This window comes from Pseudomonas sp. MF08875 (genome assembly GCF_059862525.1).
In genome coordinates this window covers 121,670-138,873 of record NZ_JCBCUW010000006.1, presented here as the reverse complement: position 1 = coordinate 138,873, position 17,204 = coordinate 121,670, and the positions used below count along the sequence as shown (strand labels likewise).

The following is a 17,204-nucleotide window of genomic DNA, read 5'->3' as shown; positions in this document are numbered from 1 at the left end:
GCCGTCGCAGCGCTGCGAAAACGCCGGCACAAGAGGTCAATCCATTGATAAACAAAGCATTTCTCTTGTTTTTCGAACTACCACCTAAGAGGTAGAGGGCACAAGCAAAGGCCAATACCCCCAAGGCCCACGTTGACCTGAGTCAAGTTTTGCCGGGGCTGTGTCCCTAGTCTGCAGTCATTGTTCAACTGACTGGAGAGCATCGTGACTCAAGCGCGTATGCAACAAGGCTTGGTGCTGGGCATGAGCACACTGGCCTTCACCGTGTGTTTTATGGTGTGGATGATGTTCGCCGTGTTGGGCGTGCCCATCAAAGAGTTGCTGCAACTCAACGAGACCCAGTTCGGCCTGCTGGCAGCCACGCCTGTGCTCACCGGCTCGCTGGTGCGCCTGCCCCTGGGGCTGCTCACTGACCGCTTCGGCGGGCGCATCGTGTTCTTTCTGCTGATGCTCACCTGCGTGTTGCCGCTGTACCTGATTACCTACGCCACTGCCTATTGGCAGTTCCTGGTGCTGGGCCTGTTCGTCGGTTTGGCCGGCGGTTCGTTTTCGGTGGGCATCGCCTACGTCGCCAAGTGGTTCGACAAGGACAACCAGGGCTTTGCCATGGGCGTGTTCGGCGCCGGCAATGCGGGGGCGGCGGTCACCAAGTTCCTGGCCCCGGCGTTGATTGCGTTCGGCACCTGGCACCTGGTGCCCAAGGTGTTCAGCGCGATCCTGTTTATCACCGCATTGCTGTTCTGGTTCCTCACCGCCGAGAACAAAAGCCACCGCAGCGCCAGCGGCGCCACCCTGCGCGAGCAACTGGCTTGCCTGAAAGACCCGGCCGTGTGGCGCTACTGCCAGTACTACTCGATCGTCTTCGGCGGCTATGTGGCCCTGGCGTTGTGGATGACCAAGTACTACGTGCAGGAATACGGCTTCAGCCTGCAAAGCGCGGCGTTGCTGGCGGCCTGTTTCTCCCTGCCCGGCGGTGTGCTGCGCGCGGTGGGCGGTTGGATGTCGGACCGCTGGGGCGCCCACAGCGTGACTTGGTGGGTGCTGTGGGTGAGCTGGGTCTGCCTGTTTTTGCTGTCGTACCCGCCCACCCAATTACAGGTGCAGACCGTCAACGGCCCCCTGGATTTCCATATCGGCCTTAACGCCACCCTGTTCACCGTGCTGCTGTTCGTGATGGGCATCGCCTTCGCGTTCGGCAAGGCCTCGGTCTTCAAATACATCAGCGATGACTACCCGAAAAACATGGGCGCGGTGTCCGGCATCGTCGGCCTGGCCGGTGGCCTGGGCGGGTTTGTGCTGCCGATTTTGTTTGGCGCCCTGGTGGACCTGACCGGCGTGCGCTCGTCCTGCTTCATGTTGATGTACGGCGTGGTCTGGGTGTCGCTGGCCTGGATGTACCTGAGCGAAGTGCGCAAGAACCCGCTGCTGGGCAAACGCCCCCTGTAGCAAGCCCGCTTGCTACACACACACACATACGCCAGGGCAGCCCTTTTAATGATGCGAGGAGAGTGATTATGACCATTGCGCAAAAGCCCGATTCGGGCCCGGTGATCCATGACTGGCGCCCCGAAGACCCCGCATTCTGGGGCGCCAGCGGCAAGCAGACCGCCACCCGCAACCTGTGGATCTCCATTCCCGCACTGTTGCTGGCCTTTGCCGTATGGATGGTGTGGAGCACGGTGATCGTGCGCCTCAACGCCGTGGGCTTTAGTTTCACCACCGACCAGTTGTTCTGGCTGGCGGCATTGCCCGGGTTGTCCGGCGCGACCTTGCGGGTGTTCTACTCGTTCATGGTGCCGATCTTCGGCGGCCGCCGCTGGACGGCCCTGAGCACCGCCTCGCTGTTGGCCCCGGCGCTATGGATGGGCTTTGCCGTGCAAGACCCCAACACCCCCTACAGCGTGTTCGTGCTGATCGCCTTGCTTTGCGGTTTTGGCGGCGGCAACTTCGCCTCCAGTATGTCCAACATCAGCTTCTTCTACCCCAAGGCCCAGCAAGGCACGGCCCTGGGCCTGAACGCCGGCCTGGGTAACCTGGGGGTGTCGGTGATGCAGTTCTGCGTGCCGCTGGTGATTACCTTCGGTGTGTTCGGCTTCATTGGCGGCAACCCGCAAGTGCTGGCCGACGGTAGCCAATTGTGGTTGCAGAACGCCGGTTTCATCTGGGTGCCATTCATCATCGCTGTAACCCTGATCGCCTGGTTCGGCATGAACGACCTGTCCAGCGCCCGCGCTTCGTTCAGCGAGCAAGCGGTGATCTTCAAGCGCAAACACAACTGGCTGATGTGCTGGCTGTACCTGGCCACCTTCGGTTCGTTCATCGGTTTTTCGGCGGCGTTCCCGCTGCTTATCAAGACCTCGTTCCCGGACGTGATCGCGCTCAAATTCGCCTTCCTCGGCCCCCTGGTCGGTGCCCTCGTGCGGCCGCTGGGCGGCTGGCTGGCGGACAAACTGGGCGGCGCCCGCGTGACCCTGTGGAACTTCGTGTTGATGATCGTGATGGTGTTCGGCGTGCTGCACTTTTTGCCGCACAACGGCCAGGGCGGCAACTTCTACGGGTTCCTGGGCATGTTCATGCTGCTGTTCATCACCACCGGGGTGGGCAACGGTTCGACCTTTCGCATGATCCCGGTGATTTTTCGCACCCTCCACGAAAAGGCCAGCGCCGGCCAACCGCCCGCCGCGCGCGAGCAAGCGCTGCGCAACGCCGGCAAGGAGTCGGCCGCGGTGCTGGGCTTCAGCTCCGCCATGGGCGCCTTCGGTGCGTTTTTCATTCCTAAGACCTTCGGCAGCTCCATGGCCCTGACCGGCGGCCCGGAGGCGGCCTTCTACATGTTCGTCGGCTTCTACCTGAGTTGCATTGCCGTGACCTGGTGGTGGTACGCCCGCAAGGGTGCGCAGACCCCCTGCTAACCGACCCGAATCCAACCATTGCGTGGGCGGGGCACAGAACCCCGCAGCAAGCCTGAGAGGAAAGCGACATGAGTCATCTATTGGACCAACTGCGGTTTTTCAAGCGTAAGCAAGGCGAATTCTCCGATGGTCACGGCGAGACCCGCCAGGAGTCCCGCGACTGGGAGAACGTCTACCGTTCGCGCTGGCAGTACGACAAGATCGTGCGTTCCACCCATGGGGTGAACTGCACCGGCTCGTGCTCGTGGAAGATCTACGTGAAAAACGGCCTGATTACCTGGGAAACCCAGCAGACCGACTACCCGCGCACGCGCAACGACCTGCCCAACCACGAACCGCGTGGCTGCCCCCGTGGCGCCAGCTACAGCTGGTACATCTACAGCGCCAACCGGCTCAAGTACCCGAAAATCCGCAAGCCCCTGCTCAAGCTGTGGCGTGAAGCACGGCTGACCATGAAACCGGTGGAAGCCTGGGCAAGCATCGTCGAGGACAAGGCCAAGGCCGAGTCCTATAAAAGCAAGCGCGGCATGGGTGGCTTCATCCGTTCCAACTGGGACGAAGTCAACGAAATCATCGCCGCCGCCAACGTCTACACCGTCAAGGAATTCGGCCCTGACCGGGTGGTGGGCTTCTCGCCGATCCCGGCCATGTCCATGGTCAGCTACGCCGCCGGCTCGCGTTACCTGTCGCTGATCGGCGGCGTGTGCCTGAGTTTCTACGACTGGTACTGCGACCTGCCGCCCGCGTCCCCCATGGTTTGGGGCGAGCAGACCGACGTGCCGGAATCGGCCGACTGGTACAACTCCAACTACATCATTGCCTGGGGCTCCAACGTCCCGCAGACCCGTACCCCGGATGCACACTTCTTCACCGAGGTGCGCTACAAGGGCACCAAGACCGTGGCCATCACCCCCGACTACTCGGAAGTGGCCAAGCTCACCGACCTGTGGCTCAACCCCAAGCAGGGCACCGACGCCGCCCTGGCCCAGGCTTTCAACCATGTGATCTTCAAAGAATTCCACCTGGACAAACCGAGCGCGTACTTCACCGATTACGCCAAGCGCTTCACGGACTTGCCGGTGCTGGTGCTGCTCAAGCCCATGACCGGTTTCGCCCCGGGCGCCGGTTACCAGCCCGACCGCTTCCTGCGCGCCTCGGACCTGGCCGACAACCTGGGCCAGGAGAACAACCCCGAGTGGAAAACCATCGCCATGGACGCAAGCGGCGAACTGGTGTCGCCGCAAGGCTCCATCGGCTACCGCTGGGGCGAGAAGGGCAAGTGGAACATCCTGCCGCGCGAGGGCGGCGAAGGCCGTGAAATCGACCTCAAACTGAGCCTGATCGGCGCCGATGTGGCCGAAGTGGGCTTCCCCTATTTCGCCGGCGAAGTGCAGGACTACTTCCAGCACGTGGCGGGCGATGCGGTGCAGTACCGCCGCGTGCCGGTGCACAACCTGACCCTGGCCGATGGCAGCCAGGTCAAGGTGGCCACGGTGTTCGACCTGTCGGCCGCCAACCTGGCCATCGACCGTGGCCTGGGCGGCGCCAACGTGGCCCGCGACTACAACGATGCCAGCGTGCCCGGCACGCCGGCCTGGCAGGAGCAGATCACTGGCGTGAGCCGTGAGAAAGCCATCCAGATCGCCCGTGAGTTCGCCGACAACGCCGACAAGACCCGAGGCCGCTCGATGATTATCGTCGGCGCGGCGATGAACCACTGGTACCACATGGACATGAACTACCGTGGCCTCATCAACATGCTCATGCTCTGCGGCTGCGTCGGCCAGACCGGCGGCGGCTGGGCCCACTACGTGGGCCAGGAAAAACTGCGCCCGCAATGTGGCTGGCTGCCCCTGGCCTTCGGCCTGGACTGGAACCGCCCGCCACGGCAGATGAACGGCACCAGTTTCTTCTACGGCCACAGCTCCCAGTGGCGCCACGAAAAAATGAACATGCACGACGTGCTCTCGCCCCTGGCCGACAAGTCGCAGTTCCCCCAACACGCCCTGGACTACAACATCCGCGCCGAACGCGCCGGCTGGTTGCCCAGCGCGCCGCAACTGAACATGAACCCGCTGCACGTATGCCGTGACGCGGCCGCGGCCGGCATGGCGCCCAAGGACTACGTGGTCAAGTCCTGGCAGGACGGCAGCCTGCGCTTTGCCTGCGAGCAACCGGACAACCCGGTGAACTTCCCGCGCAATATGTTTGTGTGGCGCTCCAACCTGCTGGGCTCCTCGGGCAAGGGCCACGAGTACATGCTCAAGTACCTGCTGGGCACCAAGAACGGGGTGATGAACGAAGACAGCGGCAAGGTCGGCGACTGCACGCCCACCGAAGCCGAATGGGTCGAGGAGGGCGCCATCGGCAAGCTCGACCTGGTGACCACCCTGGACTTTCGCATGTCGTCCACCTGCATGTACTCCGACATCGTACTGCCCACGGCGACCTGGTACGAAAAAGACGACATGAACACCTCCGACATGCACCCCTTCATCCACCCGCTGTCGGCCGCCATCGACCCGGCGTGGGAGTCGCGTTCGGACTGGGAAATCTACAAAGGCATCGCCAAGGCGTTCTCGGCCATGACCGACGGCCACCTGGGCGTCGAGCAAGACCTGGTGACCGTGCCGCTGTTGCACGACAGCGTCGGCGAACTGGCCCAGCCTTTTGGCGGCACCGACTGGAAAACCGCCGGCGTGGCGCCGCAACCGGGCAAGAACGCGCCCAACATCCATGTGGTGGAACGCGACTACCCGAACATCTACAAGCAGTTCTCCTCGCTCGGCCCCTTGCTGGAAAAATTCGGCAACGGCGGCAAGGGCATCAACTGGAACACCGATGACGAGGTGAAATTTCTCGGTGAACTGAACTACCGCGAAGGCGATGAAGGCATCAGCAAGGGCCGGCCGAAAATCGACACCGCCATCGACGCCGCCGAAGTGATCCTGTCCCTGGCCCCGGAAACCAACGGCCATGTGGCGGTCAAGGCCTGGGCCGCACTGTCGCAGTTCACCGGCATCGACCACAGCCACCTGGCGCTGCCCAAGGCCCACGAGGCGATCCGCTTCCGCGATATCCAGGCGCAGCCGCGCAAGATCATCTCCAGCCCCACCTGGTCGGGCCTGGAAGACGAACACGTGAGCTACAACGCCGGCTACACCAACGTCCACGAAAACATCCCATGGCGCACCATCACCGGCCGCCAGCAGTTCTACCAGGATCACCCGTGGATGCAGGCCTTCGGCGAGCAGTTGATGAGCTACCGCCCACCGGTCAACACCCAGACCATCGCCGGCGTCAAGGACAAGCGCAGCAACGGCCACACCGAGATCGTCCTGAACTGGATCACCCCGCACCAGAAATGGGGCATCCACAGCACCTACAGCGACAACCTGCTGATGCTCACCTTGAGCCGTGGCGGGCCGATTGTCTGGCTCTCGGAGATCGACGCACAGCGCGCCGGCATCGAGGACAACGACTGGATCGAGTGCTTCAACATCAACGGCGCCGTGACCGCCCGCGCAGTGGTCAGCCAGCGGGTCAAGGAGGGCATGGTGATGATGTACCACGCCCAGGAACGGATCGTGAACCTGCCCGGTTCCGAAACCACCAAGACCCGTGGCGGGCACCACAACTCCGTGACCCGGGTGGTGCTCAAGCCGACCCACATGATCGGCGGCTATGCCCAGCAGGCCTACGGCTTCAACTATTACGGCACCGTGGGCTGCAACCGCGACGAATTCGTCGTGGTGCGCAAGATGGCCAAGGTGGATTGGCTCGATGGCTCCAGCGGCGATGACCTGCCGCGCCCATTGCCGACCGATATCGAGGAGAACTGAGATGAAAATTCGCTCACAGATCGGCATGGTGCTGAACCTGGACAAGTGCATCGGTTGCCACACGTGCTCGATCACCTGCAAGAACGTCTGGACCAGCCGCGAAGGTATGGAATACGCCTGGTTCAACAACGTCGAGTCCAAGCCCGGCATCGGCTACCCCAAGGAATGGGAAAACCAGGACAAGTGGAAGGGCGGTTGGGTGCGCAACGCCAACGGCTCGATCAACCCGAAGATTGGCGGTAAGTTCCGCGTACTGGCGAACATCTTCGCCAACCCCGACCTGCCGAGCCTGGACGACTACTACGAGCCGTTCGACTTTGACTACCAGCACCTGCACACCGCGCCCCTGGGCGAGCACCAACCGGTGGCCCGCCCGCGTTCGCTGGTGTCGGGCAAGCGCATGGAAAAAATCGAGTGGGGCCCCAACTGGGAGGAGATCCTGGGCACCGAGTTCGCCAAGCGGCGCAAGGACAAGAACTTCGACCAGATCCAGGCCGACATTTATGGCGAGTACGAAAACACCTTCATGATGTACCTGCCGCGCCTGTGCGAGCACTGCCTCAACCCGGCGTGCGCGGCGTCTTGCCCCAGTGGCGCGATCTACAAGCGTGAAGAGGACGGCATCGTCCTGATCGACCAGGAAAAATGCCGCGGCTGGCGCATGTGCATCAGCGGTTGCCCGTACAAGAAAATCTACTTCAACTGGAAAAGCGGCAAATCCGAGAAGTGCATCTTCTGCTACCCGCGCATCGAGGCCGGCATGCCCACCGTGTGCGCCGAAACCTGCGTGGGGCGCATCCGCTACCTCGGCGTGCTGCTCTACGACGCCGACCGCATCAGCGAGGTGGCCAGCACCGCCAACGAGCAGGACCTGTACGAGAAGCAGCTGGAAATTTTCCTCGACCCCAATGACCCGGCGGTGATTCGCCAGGCCCTGGCCGATGGCGTGCCGCAGTCGGTGATCGACTCGGCGCAGCGTTCGCCCGTGTACAAAATGGCCGTGGACTGGAAATTGGCCCTGCCGTTGCACCCCGAGTACCGCACTTTGCCGATGGTCTGGTACGTGCCGCCCCTGTCGCCGATCCAGAACGCCGCCGCGGCCGGCACCGTGGGCATGAACGGGGTGATCCCGGACGTCGACAGCCTGCGCATTCCGTTGCGCTACCTGGCCAACCTGCTCACCGCCGGCGATGAAAAACCGGTCAAGCGCGCCCTCAAGCGCCTGCTGGCGATGCGCGCTTACAAGCGCTCCGAACAGGTGGACGGCGTGCAGGACTTGCAAGTGCTGGAAGACGTCGGCCTGAGCGTGGCCCAGGTTGAAGAGATGTACCGCTACCTGGCCATCGCCAACTACGAAGACCGCTTCGTCGTGCCCAGCGCCCACCGTGAAGAGGCCCTGAGCGACGCCTTCGCCGAGCGTTCGGGTTGTGGTTTCAGCTTCGGCAGCGGCTGTAGCGGCAGTTCCGACACCAACATGTTCGGCGCGAAGAAGGCCAACCGCCGCGACGTGCTCAAAACCGTACAGCTGTGGGAGGAATGAGCATGCGCATCCTGAAAGTAATTTCGTTGCTCCTCGATTACCCGACCCAGGGCCTGATCGAGGGGCGCGATGAACTGGAGCAGGCGATCATCCAGGCCCGGGAAATCAGCCCCAAGCAGCGCGGCGGTTTGTTCGAGCTGCTGGAGCTGATCTGCGGCAATGACCTGATGGACGGCCAGGAACACTACGGCGCGCTGTTCGGCCGTGGCCGCTCGCTGTCGCTTTTGCTGTTCGAGCACGTCCACGGCGAGTCCCGCGACCGGGGCCAGGCCATGGTCGACATGATGGCCCAGTACGAAGCGGCGGGGTTCGCCATCGGCGTCAAGGAACTGCCCGACTACATCCCGTTGTACCTGGAGTTCCTCTCCACCCGCGAAGACATCGAGGCCCGCGAGGGCCTGGCGGATGTCGGGCATTTACTGGCCCTGCTGGCGGCGCGCCTGGACGAGCGCGAAAGCGCTTACGCCAGTTGCTTTCGTGCGTTGCTGCAAATCGCCGGCATGGAGCCGCAAAAGGCCGTGGCCGAGTTGCGTGAGCAAGTGGCGGCGGAGGTACGCGACGACTCCCTCGAAGCCCTGGACAAGGTCTGGGAAGAAGAGGCCGTGGACTTTATGAAGGCCGAGCAGCAGGACCGTTGCAGCTCGATGCCCAGCGCCCCGGGCAAGGCCCGCGAGGAAAGCGCGGTGCCGTTGCACTGGGTGGATTTTCAGCATGAAGGGCAGGCCGGCGCGCCTGCCGTGGAGGTGAAGCATGGATAAGTGGAATCTGTTGGCCTTCGGGATTTATCCCTATGTCGCCCTGGCGATCTGCCTGATCGGCAGTTGGGCGCGGTTCGACCTGTCGCAGTACAGCTGGAAGGCCGGCTCCAGCCAGATGCTCAGCGGGCGCGGCATGCGCGTGGCGAGCAACCTGTTCCATGTCGGCGTGTTGTTTGTGTTGGCCGGGCACTTTGTCGGCCTGCTGACCCCAGCGTCGATCTACCACCACGTCATCAGCACCGAGCATAAGCAGTTGTTGGCCATGGTTTCGGGCGGCTTTTTCGGCGGCCTGTGCCTGATCGGCCTGCTGATGCTCATCAACCGCCGCCTGACCGACCCACGGGTACGCGCCACCTCCAGCCCCTCGGACATCCTGATCCTGTTCGTGCTGTTGGCGCAGTTGCTCCTGGGCCTGCTGACCATCGCCGCCTCCACCGCCCACATGGACGGCTCGGTGATGGTGCTGCTCGCCGACTGGGCGCAGAACACCGTGATGCTGCGCCCGATGGAAGCGGCGGCGGCCATCGCCCCGGTGGGCCTGACCTACAAGCTGCACGTGTTCCTCGGCTTGACCCTGTTCGTGCTGTTCCCGTTCACCCGCCTGGTGCATATCGTCAGCGCGCCGGTGTGGTACCTGGGGCGGCGTTATCAAATCGTTCGGCAAAAAGCCCAAGGAGGCAATCATGTCTAGTGGCTGCGGATGTGGCGGCGGCAACGGCGGCGGTGGCTGCGGGTCGTCCAATAAAGAAAGCCTGGCCCCAGTGGCGGCTGCCAGCGGCGCGGTGGAATTCGAGCCCGTGGCCGAGGCTGCGCCAGAGTTGATCGCCAGCAGCGAGCAGGAATGGCCCATCGTCAGCGTCAACGGCGTGGCCATCACCCCCGAGGCCATGGCCCTGGAGCTGCAATACCACCCGGCTGAAAGCCGCGAGGAGGCGGTGTTCCTGGCCGCCCGCGCCCTGGTGATCCGCGAGCTGTTGCAGCAGCGTATCGCCGAGCTGGGCCTGCTGTTGCAGGTCGGCGCCGGGGAAAACGAAGAGGAAGCGGCCACCCGCCTGCTGCTGGAGCGCGAAGTGCAGGTGCCGCAATGCGACGAGGCCACGTGCCTGCGTTACTACGAGAGCAACCGGGCGCGCTTTCACAGCGCACCGTTGCTGGCGGTGCGGCACATCCTCCTGGAGTGCGCGCCGGACGACGCCGAGGCGCGCCACTTGGCGCGCGAGCAGGCGGACATCCTGGTGCAACGCCTGGCTGACCTGCCCGGCAGCTTCGCCGAGTTGGCGCTCAAGTATTCGGCCTGCCCGTCCAAGGCCCAGGGTGGGGCGCTGGGGCAAATCAGCAAGGGCCAGACGGTGCCGGAGTTCGAGCGGCAACTGTTCACCCTGGCCCCGGGGTTGTGCGCCAAGCCTCTGGAAAGCCGCTACGGCTGGCACGTGGTGAGCGTCGATCAGCGCGTGGAAGGCATGCCGCTGCCCTATGAAGCGGTGGCGGTGGCGATCCGCACCCAGTTGCAGCAAGGCGTGTGGCAAAAGGCCCTGGTGCAATACCTGCAAACCCTGATCGGCGCCGCCGATGTGCGCGGTATCGCCTTGCAGGGCGCGGACTCGCCGCTGGTGCAGTGAGCCTTTGGCCAACGGGGAGTATGGGATGAAAACAGTCATGCAGGATGGTTTTGGACGCCAGATCGACTATCTGCGGATGTCGGTCACCGATCGTTGTGATTTTCGCTGTGTGTATTGCATGGCGCAGAACATGACCTTCCTGCCCCGCCAACAGGTGCTGACCCTGGAAGAGTTGCAGCGCCTGGCCGGGGTGTTTGTCGGCCTGGGGGTGCGCAAGATCCGCCTGACCGGAGGCGAGCCGCTGATTCGCCCGGGGATTGTCGACCTGTGCCGGCACATCGCCGCGCTGCCAGGGCTGCGCGAATTGGTGATGACCAGCAACGGCTCGCAACTCGGGCGCCTGGCGCGACCGCTGGTGGAGGCGGGGGTCAAGCGCATCAACATCAGCCTGGACAGCCTCGACCCGGCGCGGTTTCGCGCCATCACCCGCAACGGCGACCTGGCCCAGGTGCTGGCCGGGATCGAAGCAGCGCGGGACGCGGGGTTCGCCCGGGTCAAGCTCAACTGCGTGGTGATGAAGGGGCGTAACTTCGACGAAGTGCCGGCGCTGGTGCAATACGCCATCGACCAGGGCATCGACATCAGCTTTATCGAGGAGATGCCCCTGGGCGAGGTGGGCCGCGAACGCGGCGAGTCGTTCTGCTCCAGTGACGAGGTGCGGGCGCTGATCGAGCGCGATCACACCCTGCTCGACAGCACCGAAAGCAGCGGCGGTCCGGCGCGCTATGTGCGCCTGGCCCGCCACGCGCAGACGCGCATCGGCTTTATCTCGCCCAACAGCCACAACTTCTGCGCCACCTGCAACCGGGTGCGCATGACCGTGGAAGGGCGCCTGCTGCTGTGCCTGGGCCAGGAAAACGCCCTGGACCTGCGCGGCCTGCTACGCCGCTACCCCTTGGACGACGCGCCGCTGATCGAAGCCATCCACACCGCCTTGCGCGGCAAACCCCAACGCCACGACTTCAGCCCCGATGGTTCGGTGCAGATTTTGCGGTTTATGAGTGTGAGTGGCGGTTAAGGGGCTGTGGGCGAGGTTTGTTTTTCCTCTGTGGCTGTGGGCGGGATTTGTTTCTCTTCTGTGGGAGCGGGCCTGCCCGTGATGGCGGCATTCCGGCCGCCAGAAGTGCAGCGCCTGCCCCGGCTTCCTCGCGGGCAGGGCCCGCACCTAATGCGATCAATTCCCTTTTGCCGCCCCTGTGGGCGGTTTTTTTCGCCTGCAAAACTTGATGTCGGTCAATGGCCTGAGGGGGCTTTGTCCGTAGTCTTTCCCGCATCTTGTGTTTTTAAAACTATAAACACCTATATGTAGTGTCTGGAGGCGGGATGCAGAGCACGTTGATTACGGCGGGACTGAACCGGTTGCATAAGCGCGATGGCAGCCTGGTGGCCTTTGATGCCGATAAGATCCGCCAGGCGTTGATCGCCGCTGGGCGGGCCACGGGCGAGTACACCGAGGTTGAGGCCGAGGTGTTGCTCGACGCCGTACTCGCACGCCTGGAGGGCCATGGCCGCTTGCATGTCGAGCAGATCCAGGACCGGGTGGAGCGGGTGTTGATGGACGCCGGCTACTTCTTTGCCATGCGTGCCTATATTGTCTACCGCGAGCAACACGGACGCCTGCGTCGCGACCGCAAGACCCTGGTGGAAGTCGCCACCTCGATGAACGAGTACCTGGACCGCGACGACTGGCGCGTGCAGGCCAACGCCAACCAGGGCTACTCCCTGGGCGGGCTGGTGCTCAACGTGTCGGGCAAGGTCACCGCCAACTACTGGCTGGATGAGGTCTATAGCCATGAAATCGGCCAGGCCCACCGCGAGGGCGACCTGCATATCCACGACCTGGACATGCTCGCCGGCTACTGCGCCGGTTGGTCCCTGCGCACCCTGCTGCACGAAGGCCTCAACGGCGTGCCGGGGCGAGTGGAGGCGGGGCCGCCCAAGCACCTGAGCAGCGCCCTGGGGCAAATGGTCAACTTCCTCGGCACCCTGCAAAACGAATGGGCCGGGGCCCAGGCGTTCAGCTCCTTCGACACCTACCTGGCGCCCTATGTGCGCAAGGACCAACTGACCTACCCCGAGATCCGCCAGGCCCTGCAAGAGTTCATCTACAACCTCAACGTGCCGTCGCGCTGGGGCACCCAGACGCCGTTCACCAACCTGACGTTCGACTGGGTCTGCCCGGAAGATCTGCGTGAGCAGATCCCGGTGATCGGTGGCGAGGAAATGCCTTTTGCCTACGGCGACCTGCAAGCGGAAATGGAGCTGCTCAACCGCGCCTACATCGAAGTGATGCAGGCCGGCGACGCGAAGGGGCGGGTGTTCACCTTCCCGATCCCCACCTACAACATCACCCATGATTTCCCGTGGGACAGCGAAAACGCCGATCGCCTGTTCGAGATGACCGCGCGCTATGGCCTGCCGTATTTCCAGAACTTCCTCAACTCCGACATGCTGCCCAACCAGGTGCGCTCGATGTGCTGCCGCCTGCAACTGGACGTGCGCGAACTGCTCAAGCGTGGCGGCGGCCTGTTCGGCTCGGCGGAGCAGACCGGTTCGCTGGGGGTGGTGACCATCAACTGCGCGCGCCTGGGCTATGTGTTCCGGGGCAACACCAGCGGCCTGTTGCAGCGCCTGGACACTCTGATGGAACTGGCGATGGAGAGCCTGGAGGTCAAGCGCAAGGTGATCCAGCACCACATGGACGCCGGCCTCTACCCCTACACCAAGCGCTACCTGGGCACCTTGCGCAATCACTTCTCCACCATCGGCCTCAACGGCCTGCACGAGATGCTGCGCAACTTCAGTGGTGACCAAGAGGGCACGCACACCGAACAGGGCCGCGAATTCGCCCTGCGCCTGCTCGACCATGTACGCGCCACCCTGCTGCGCTTTCAGGAAGAAACCGGCCACCTGTACAACCTTGAAGCCACCCCGGCCGAAGGCACCACGTACCGCTTCGCCAAGGAAGACCTCAAGCGCTACCCGGACATCCTCCAGGCCGGTTGCGCCACGGCGCCGTACTACACCAACTCCTCGCAACTGCCGGTGGGCTTCACCGACGACCCCTTCGAGGCGCTGGAACTGCAAGATGCGCTGCAATGCAAATACACCGGCGGCACCGTGCTGCACCTGTACATGGCCGAGCGCATTTCCTCGACCCAGGCCTGCAAGCAACTGGTGCGCAACGCCCTGGGCCGGTTCCGCCTGCCGTACCTGACCGTGACGCCAACCTTCTCCATCTGCCCGGTGCACGGCTACCTCGACGGCGAACACGAGTTCTGCCCCAAGTGCGACGAAGCCCTGCTGCAACAGGCCCAGGTGCTTGGCAGCGCCGACTGATTTCCCTTTACCCACCGCAAGGAGTCTCACCATGAATGCCACCGCAACCCTGCCGCAAGACCAACGCCAACGCTGTGAAGTCTGGACCCGGGTGATGGGCTACCACCGCCCCGTCGCGGCCTTCAACCCCGGTAAGCAATCGGAACACCGCGAGCGTCAGCACTTCACCGAAACCGCGGCCATGGCCGCCCGCCAATGAGTCGAATGCTCAGGGTCGGGGGCCTGGTGCCCCTGACCACGCTCGACTACCCCGGGCAACTGGCCTGCGTGCTGTTTTGCCAGGGCTGTGCCTGGCGTTGTCGTTACTGCCACAACCCGGACCTGATCGGCCCGCGCGGTAGCGCCGAGCTGGATTGGTGCCGGGTGTTGGCGTTTTTGCAACGCCGCCAAGGCCTGCTCGACGCCGTGGTGTTCAGCGGCGGCGAACCGACCCTGCAAGAAGGCTTACCGGCGGCCATCCATGAAGTGCGGCAAATGGGCTTTCGCATCGGCCTGCACAGCGCCGGGATCAAACCTGCAGCGTTCGCCAAAGTGGTGGGCTTGGCCGATTGGGTAGGTTTCGACGTCAAGGCCCTGCCCCAGGACAGCGAAAGCGTGACCGGCGTGGCCGGCAGCGGTGCCGCCAACTGGCGCAGCCTGGACCACCTGCTCGACAGCGGCGTGGACTACGAATGCCGCACCACCGTGCACTGGCACTTGTTCGACCCGCCGCGCCTGCTGGAGTTGGCCGAACAACTGAGCGAGCGCGGGGTAAAACGCTTCGCCATCCAACTGGTACGCACCGCCCGCATGCTCGACCCCGAACTGTCCCTCATCTCCCCCCAAACCCGCCAGGCAGAACTATGGGCGCAAATGCGCGAGCTGTTTCCGGAATTCATCTTGCGAGGATAGGAGGGGGAGCAGTTGTGAGCTGTGAGCTACAAGCTGCAAGCAGAGGCAGGCGCTTGTTGCTTGCAGCTTTTCGCTCACCCCCCTCTACCACCCCCAGAACTGCAACCACCAGCCGAGGCCCACGCCGCCATTTGCGGCTATCAGGCACGCCATGGCGGCGAGGCGGCGGGTGGGGGCGGCGGGGTCGCGGCCCAGGCGTTTCCAGCCCAGGGCCAGGCACCAGGCGATGGCCGCCAGCAACAGCAAGGCGCGGGCCGGTTGTACCCAGGCCAGGATCAGGCCTTCGTAGCGCAGCAGTTTGACGGTGGTGGCCGAGAGGCCGAGGAACAACCCGGCGGCGCCCACGGGGGTGAGGGTCAGGGCCAGCGCCAGGTAGGGCTGGCGGCCCAGGCGCGCGGCCAGGCGCAGCAGGAGCATCAGGCCACCGCCCAGCAGCAGGGCGCTCAGGCCCAGGTAGAGGACGATGCTGGCGCCGTCGAGCCAACTGAAACTGTCGTTGAGTTGCGGGTAGTGGGTCAGCAGCCACCAGGGGGCGTTGTCGTCCAGGGGCCACAGCACATCGTGCTCCACCAGCCACTGCGCCAGGGCCTGTTTGAGGGTGATGAACCAGGGGCTGACGGTCCATTGGAAGGCGCCCATGGCCAGGCCGATCACGCCGAACAGCAGCAAGCGCGCATCCCACAGCGATACGCTGCGCGGGTCGGCGTCGAGGATTTCCGCGTTGCTGGAGCGGGCAATCAACTGCACCGCGCCGCGTTGCCCGCTGCAGCGCCCGCAGGCATGGCAGTCGCTGGCGCCACGCATGCGGCGGATGTCCAGCAGCGGCGCGCAGTTGGGCGGGGGCAGGCGCGGGGCGGTGTTGGCCAGCCAGCGCTGTTCGTCCACGGCGAAATGCACCGGGGCCAGGCGCGCGAGCAGGGCGAACACGCCGCTGACCGGGCACAGGTAGCGGCACCAGATGCGCTTGCCGCGCACAAACATCAGGCCCACCGCCACGGCGGCCACCGTGGAGCCGCCGAGGATCAGCAACGCGGCCTGGGCGTAGTCATAGACGCTTATCAATTGGCCGTAGAGGGTGGTCAGGCAGAACGCCAGGGTCGGCCAACCACCCCAGCGCAGCCAGCGCGGCACGCCCAGGCCACGGCCGTGGCGGCTGGCCCATTCGCTGAGGGAACCTTCGGGGCAGAGCACGCCGCACCACAGGCGCCCGAACAGGACGATGGACAACAGCACGAACGGCCACCACAGGCCCCAGAACAGAAACTGTGCGAACAGGGTCAGGTTATCCAGCATCCGCGCCTGGCTGTCGGGCAACGGCAGCCACGCTGGGATCACCAGCAGCACGGCGTAGAACAGCACCACCGCCCATTGCATGGCGCGGATCGCTGTGCCATGGCGGCGCATGCCATCGCCCAGGCGTGCGAGCCAACGGTTACCCAGGCTCAGGCCGGACATGGCAGGCGCTCGCGGGAGGCGCGGCGCAGCCAGCCACCGACGCCCAGCCAGTAAGCCACCACCGCCAGCAGCACGGCGGCGCTGGGGCTGGCCCGGTAGCCGGCAAAATCGGCGAGGAAACTGCCCAGGCCACGGCCGTCATCCAACCACGGGCCCGTGTCCCACAGGCCCTCACCGACCGCGCCATACACCCATTGCGGCACATCCAGGGCAAGCAACTGGCCGCCGATGCGCTCGGTGGCGCTGACCAGCAGCGCGGCGCCCAGCAGCAGGAGAATGACTTCGCTGATGGCGAAAAAACTGCGCCAGGAAATGAACCGGCGGCTGCCGTGCAACACAGCCACGGTCAGGCCCGCCAGCAACAGGCCAAGTACGCCACCGATGGCGAACAGGCCCAGGGCCGAGCCTTGCAGGCGCGCGCCCAGGCCATAGAGGAAGACCACGGTTTCGCTGCCTTCGCGGCTCACCGCCAGCATCGCCAGCAATAGCAGGCCGAGGCCGCCCTGGCGCGCCACCTGGTGATCGGCGTCGCGCAGCAGGTCGTGGCGCAGGGTGCGGCCGTGGCGGTGCATCCAACTGACCATCTGCACGATCAGCAGGCTGGCGACCAGGGTCAGCGCAGCCTGGAACCACTCATTGGCCGCGCCGCTCATGGCCTCGCCAGCAAACAGGATCAGCCCGGCCAGCACTCCCGACAGCAGCAGCCCCAACAGCACGCCGCCCCACAGGAAACGGTGCAGGCGCGAGGCCTGGGCCTGCTGGCCGACCCAGGCCTGGAGAATGCCGATCACCAACAGGGCTTCGACACTTTCGCGCCAGACGATGAACATCGATTGATTCATGCAAGG

General features: G+C 64.3%; 13 protein-coding genes. 11 read left to right on the top strand and 2 right to left on the bottom strand.

Annotation, left to right across the window (positions count from 1 at the left end):
* The first annotated feature begins 219 nt into the window (after nt 1–219).
* The 11 genes from AC19YT_RS05385 to AC19YT_RS05335 all read left to right on the top strand — a co-directional run bounded on the left by AC19YT_RS05385 (nt 220) and on the right by AC19YT_RS05335 (nt 14,901).
* Nucleotides 220–1,446, top strand: coding sequence for an MFS transporter (locus tag AC19YT_RS05385; protein ID WP_371856250.1), 1,227 nt, complete (start codon nt 220–222; stop codon nt 1,444–1,446).
* A gap of 68 nt (nt 1,447–1,514) precedes the next feature.
* Nucleotides 1,515–2,912 (top strand): NarK family nitrate/nitrite MFS transporter, encoded by a 1,398-nt coding sequence (locus AC19YT_RS05380; protein ID WP_095110777.1) that lies wholly within the window; start codon nt 1,515–1,517, stop codon nt 2,910–2,912.
* 68 nt (nt 2,913–2,980) lie between these two features.
* A complete protein-coding gene (locus AC19YT_RS05375; RefSeq protein WP_095110776.1) occupies nt 2,981–6,754 on the top strand; it encodes a nitrate reductase subunit alpha in 3,774 nt (1,257 codons plus the stop codon).
* Nucleotide 6,755: 1 nt separating this feature from the next.
* On the top strand, nt 6,756–8,294 hold the full coding sequence (gene narH / locus AC19YT_RS05370) for a nitrate reductase subunit beta (protein ID WP_095110775.1): 1,539 nt from the start codon (nt 6,756–6,758) through the stop codon (nt 8,292–8,294).
* A 2-nt stretch (nt 8,295–8,296) separates the two neighbouring features.
* Nucleotides 8,297–9,052, top strand: a complete 756-nt coding sequence (gene narJ / locus AC19YT_RS05365) for a nitrate reductase molybdenum cofactor assembly chaperone (RefSeq protein ID WP_095110774.1) — start codon at nt 8,297–8,299, stop codon at nt 9,050–9,052.
* Complete coding sequence (gene narI / locus AC19YT_RS05360) at nt 9,045–9,743, top strand: respiratory nitrate reductase subunit gamma (RefSeq protein WP_500597931.1); 699 nt, start codon at nt 9,045–9,047, stop codon at nt 9,741–9,743. The genes narJ and narI overlap by 8 nt, the downstream gene beginning before the upstream one ends.
* A complete protein-coding gene (locus AC19YT_RS05355) occupies nt 9,736–10,671 on the top strand; it encodes a peptidylprolyl isomerase (RefSeq protein WP_095110772.1) in 936 nt (311 codons plus the stop codon). The genes narI and AC19YT_RS05355 overlap by 8 nt, the downstream gene beginning before the upstream one ends.
* A 25-nt stretch (nt 10,672–10,696) precedes the next feature.
* Nucleotides 10,697–11,689: a GTP 3',8-cyclase MoaA gene (gene moaA, locus AC19YT_RS05350; RefSeq protein ID WP_095110771.1), complete on the top strand. Its 993-nt coding sequence runs from the start codon at nt 10,697–10,699 to the stop codon at nt 11,687–11,689.
* Between the two features lie 305 nt (nt 11,690–11,994).
* On the top strand, nt 11,995–14,010 hold the full coding sequence (locus AC19YT_RS05345) for a ribonucleoside triphosphate reductase (protein ID WP_095110770.1): 2,016 nt from the start codon (nt 11,995–11,997) through the stop codon (nt 14,008–14,010).
* Nucleotides 14,011–14,041: 31 nt separating this feature from the next.
* Nucleotides 14,042–14,209, top strand: a complete 168-nt coding sequence (gene nrdD / locus AC19YT_RS05340) for an anaerobic ribonucleoside-triphosphate reductase (protein WP_095110769.1) — start codon at nt 14,042–14,044, stop codon at nt 14,207–14,209.
* The gene (locus tag AC19YT_RS05335) at nt 14,206–14,901 is read left to right on the top strand and encodes an anaerobic ribonucleoside-triphosphate reductase activating protein (RefSeq protein ID WP_176465159.1); all 696 of its coding nucleotides are present in this window, start codon (nt 14,206–14,208) and stop codon (nt 14,899–14,901) included. The genes nrdD and AC19YT_RS05335 overlap by 4 nt, the downstream gene beginning before the upstream one ends.
* An 84-nt stretch (nt 14,902–14,985) precedes the next feature.
* Here the strand turns inward: AC19YT_RS05335 and AC19YT_RS05330 are convergent, their stop codons facing one another.
* Nucleotides 14,986–16,356 carry a 4Fe-4S binding protein gene (locus AC19YT_RS05330; protein WP_500609891.1) on the bottom strand — a complete coding sequence of 457 codons (1,371 nt, stop codon included), beginning with the start codon at nt 16,354–16,356 and terminating at the stop codon, nt 14,986–14,988.
* Complete coding sequence (locus AC19YT_RS05325; RefSeq protein WP_095110766.1) at nt 16,344–17,198, bottom strand: FTR1 family iron permease; 855 nt, start codon at nt 17,196–17,198, stop codon at nt 16,344–16,346. Before AC19YT_RS05325 ends, AC19YT_RS05330 begins: the two co-directional genes overlap by 13 nt.
* Nucleotides 17,199–17,204: the final 6 nt, after the last annotated feature.

Bases quoted from the DNA above. Each gene is read 5' to 3' on its own strand.
- AC19YT_RS05385 (WP_371856250.1), top strand. From the start codon at position 220: ATGCAACAAGGCTTGGTGCTGGGCATGAGCACACTGGCCTTCACCGTG.
- AC19YT_RS05380 (WP_095110777.1), top strand. From the start codon at position 1,515: ATGACCATTGCGCAAAAGCCCGATTCGGGCCCGGTGATCCATGACTGG.
- AC19YT_RS05375 (WP_095110776.1), top strand. From the start codon at position 2,981: ATGAGTCATCTATTGGACCAACTGCGGTTTTTCAAGCGTAAGCAAGGC.
- narH (WP_095110775.1), top strand. From the start codon at position 6,756: ATGAAAATTCGCTCACAGATCGGCATGGTGCTGAACCTGGACAAGTGC.
- narJ (WP_095110774.1), top strand. From the start codon at position 8,297: ATGCGCATCCTGAAAGTAATTTCGTTGCTCCTCGATTACCCGACCCAG.
- narI (WP_500597931.1), top strand. From the start codon at position 9,045: ATGGATAAGTGGAATCTGTTGGCCTTCGGGATTTATCCCTATGTCGCC.
- AC19YT_RS05355 (WP_095110772.1), top strand. From the start codon at position 9,736: ATGTCTAGTGGCTGCGGATGTGGCGGCGGCAACGGCGGCGGTGGCTGC.
- moaA (WP_095110771.1), top strand. From the start codon at position 10,697: ATGAAAACAGTCATGCAGGATGGTTTTGGACGCCAGATCGACTATCTG.
- AC19YT_RS05345 (WP_095110770.1), top strand. From the start codon at position 11,995: ATGCAGAGCACGTTGATTACGGCGGGACTGAACCGGTTGCATAAGCGC.
- nrdD (WP_095110769.1), top strand. From the start codon at position 14,042: ATGAATGCCACCGCAACCCTGCCGCAAGACCAACGCCAACGCTGTGAA.
- AC19YT_RS05335 (WP_176465159.1), top strand. From the start codon at position 14,206: ATGAGTCGAATGCTCAGGGTCGGGGGCCTGGTGCCCCTGACCACGCTC.
- AC19YT_RS05330 (WP_500609891.1), bottom strand. From the start codon at position 16,356: ATGTCCGGCCTGAGCCTGGGTAACCGTTGGCTCGCACGCCTGGGCGAT.
- AC19YT_RS05325 (WP_095110766.1), bottom strand. From the start codon at position 17,198: ATGAATCAATCGATGTTCATCGTCTGGCGCGAAAGTGTCGAAGCCCTG.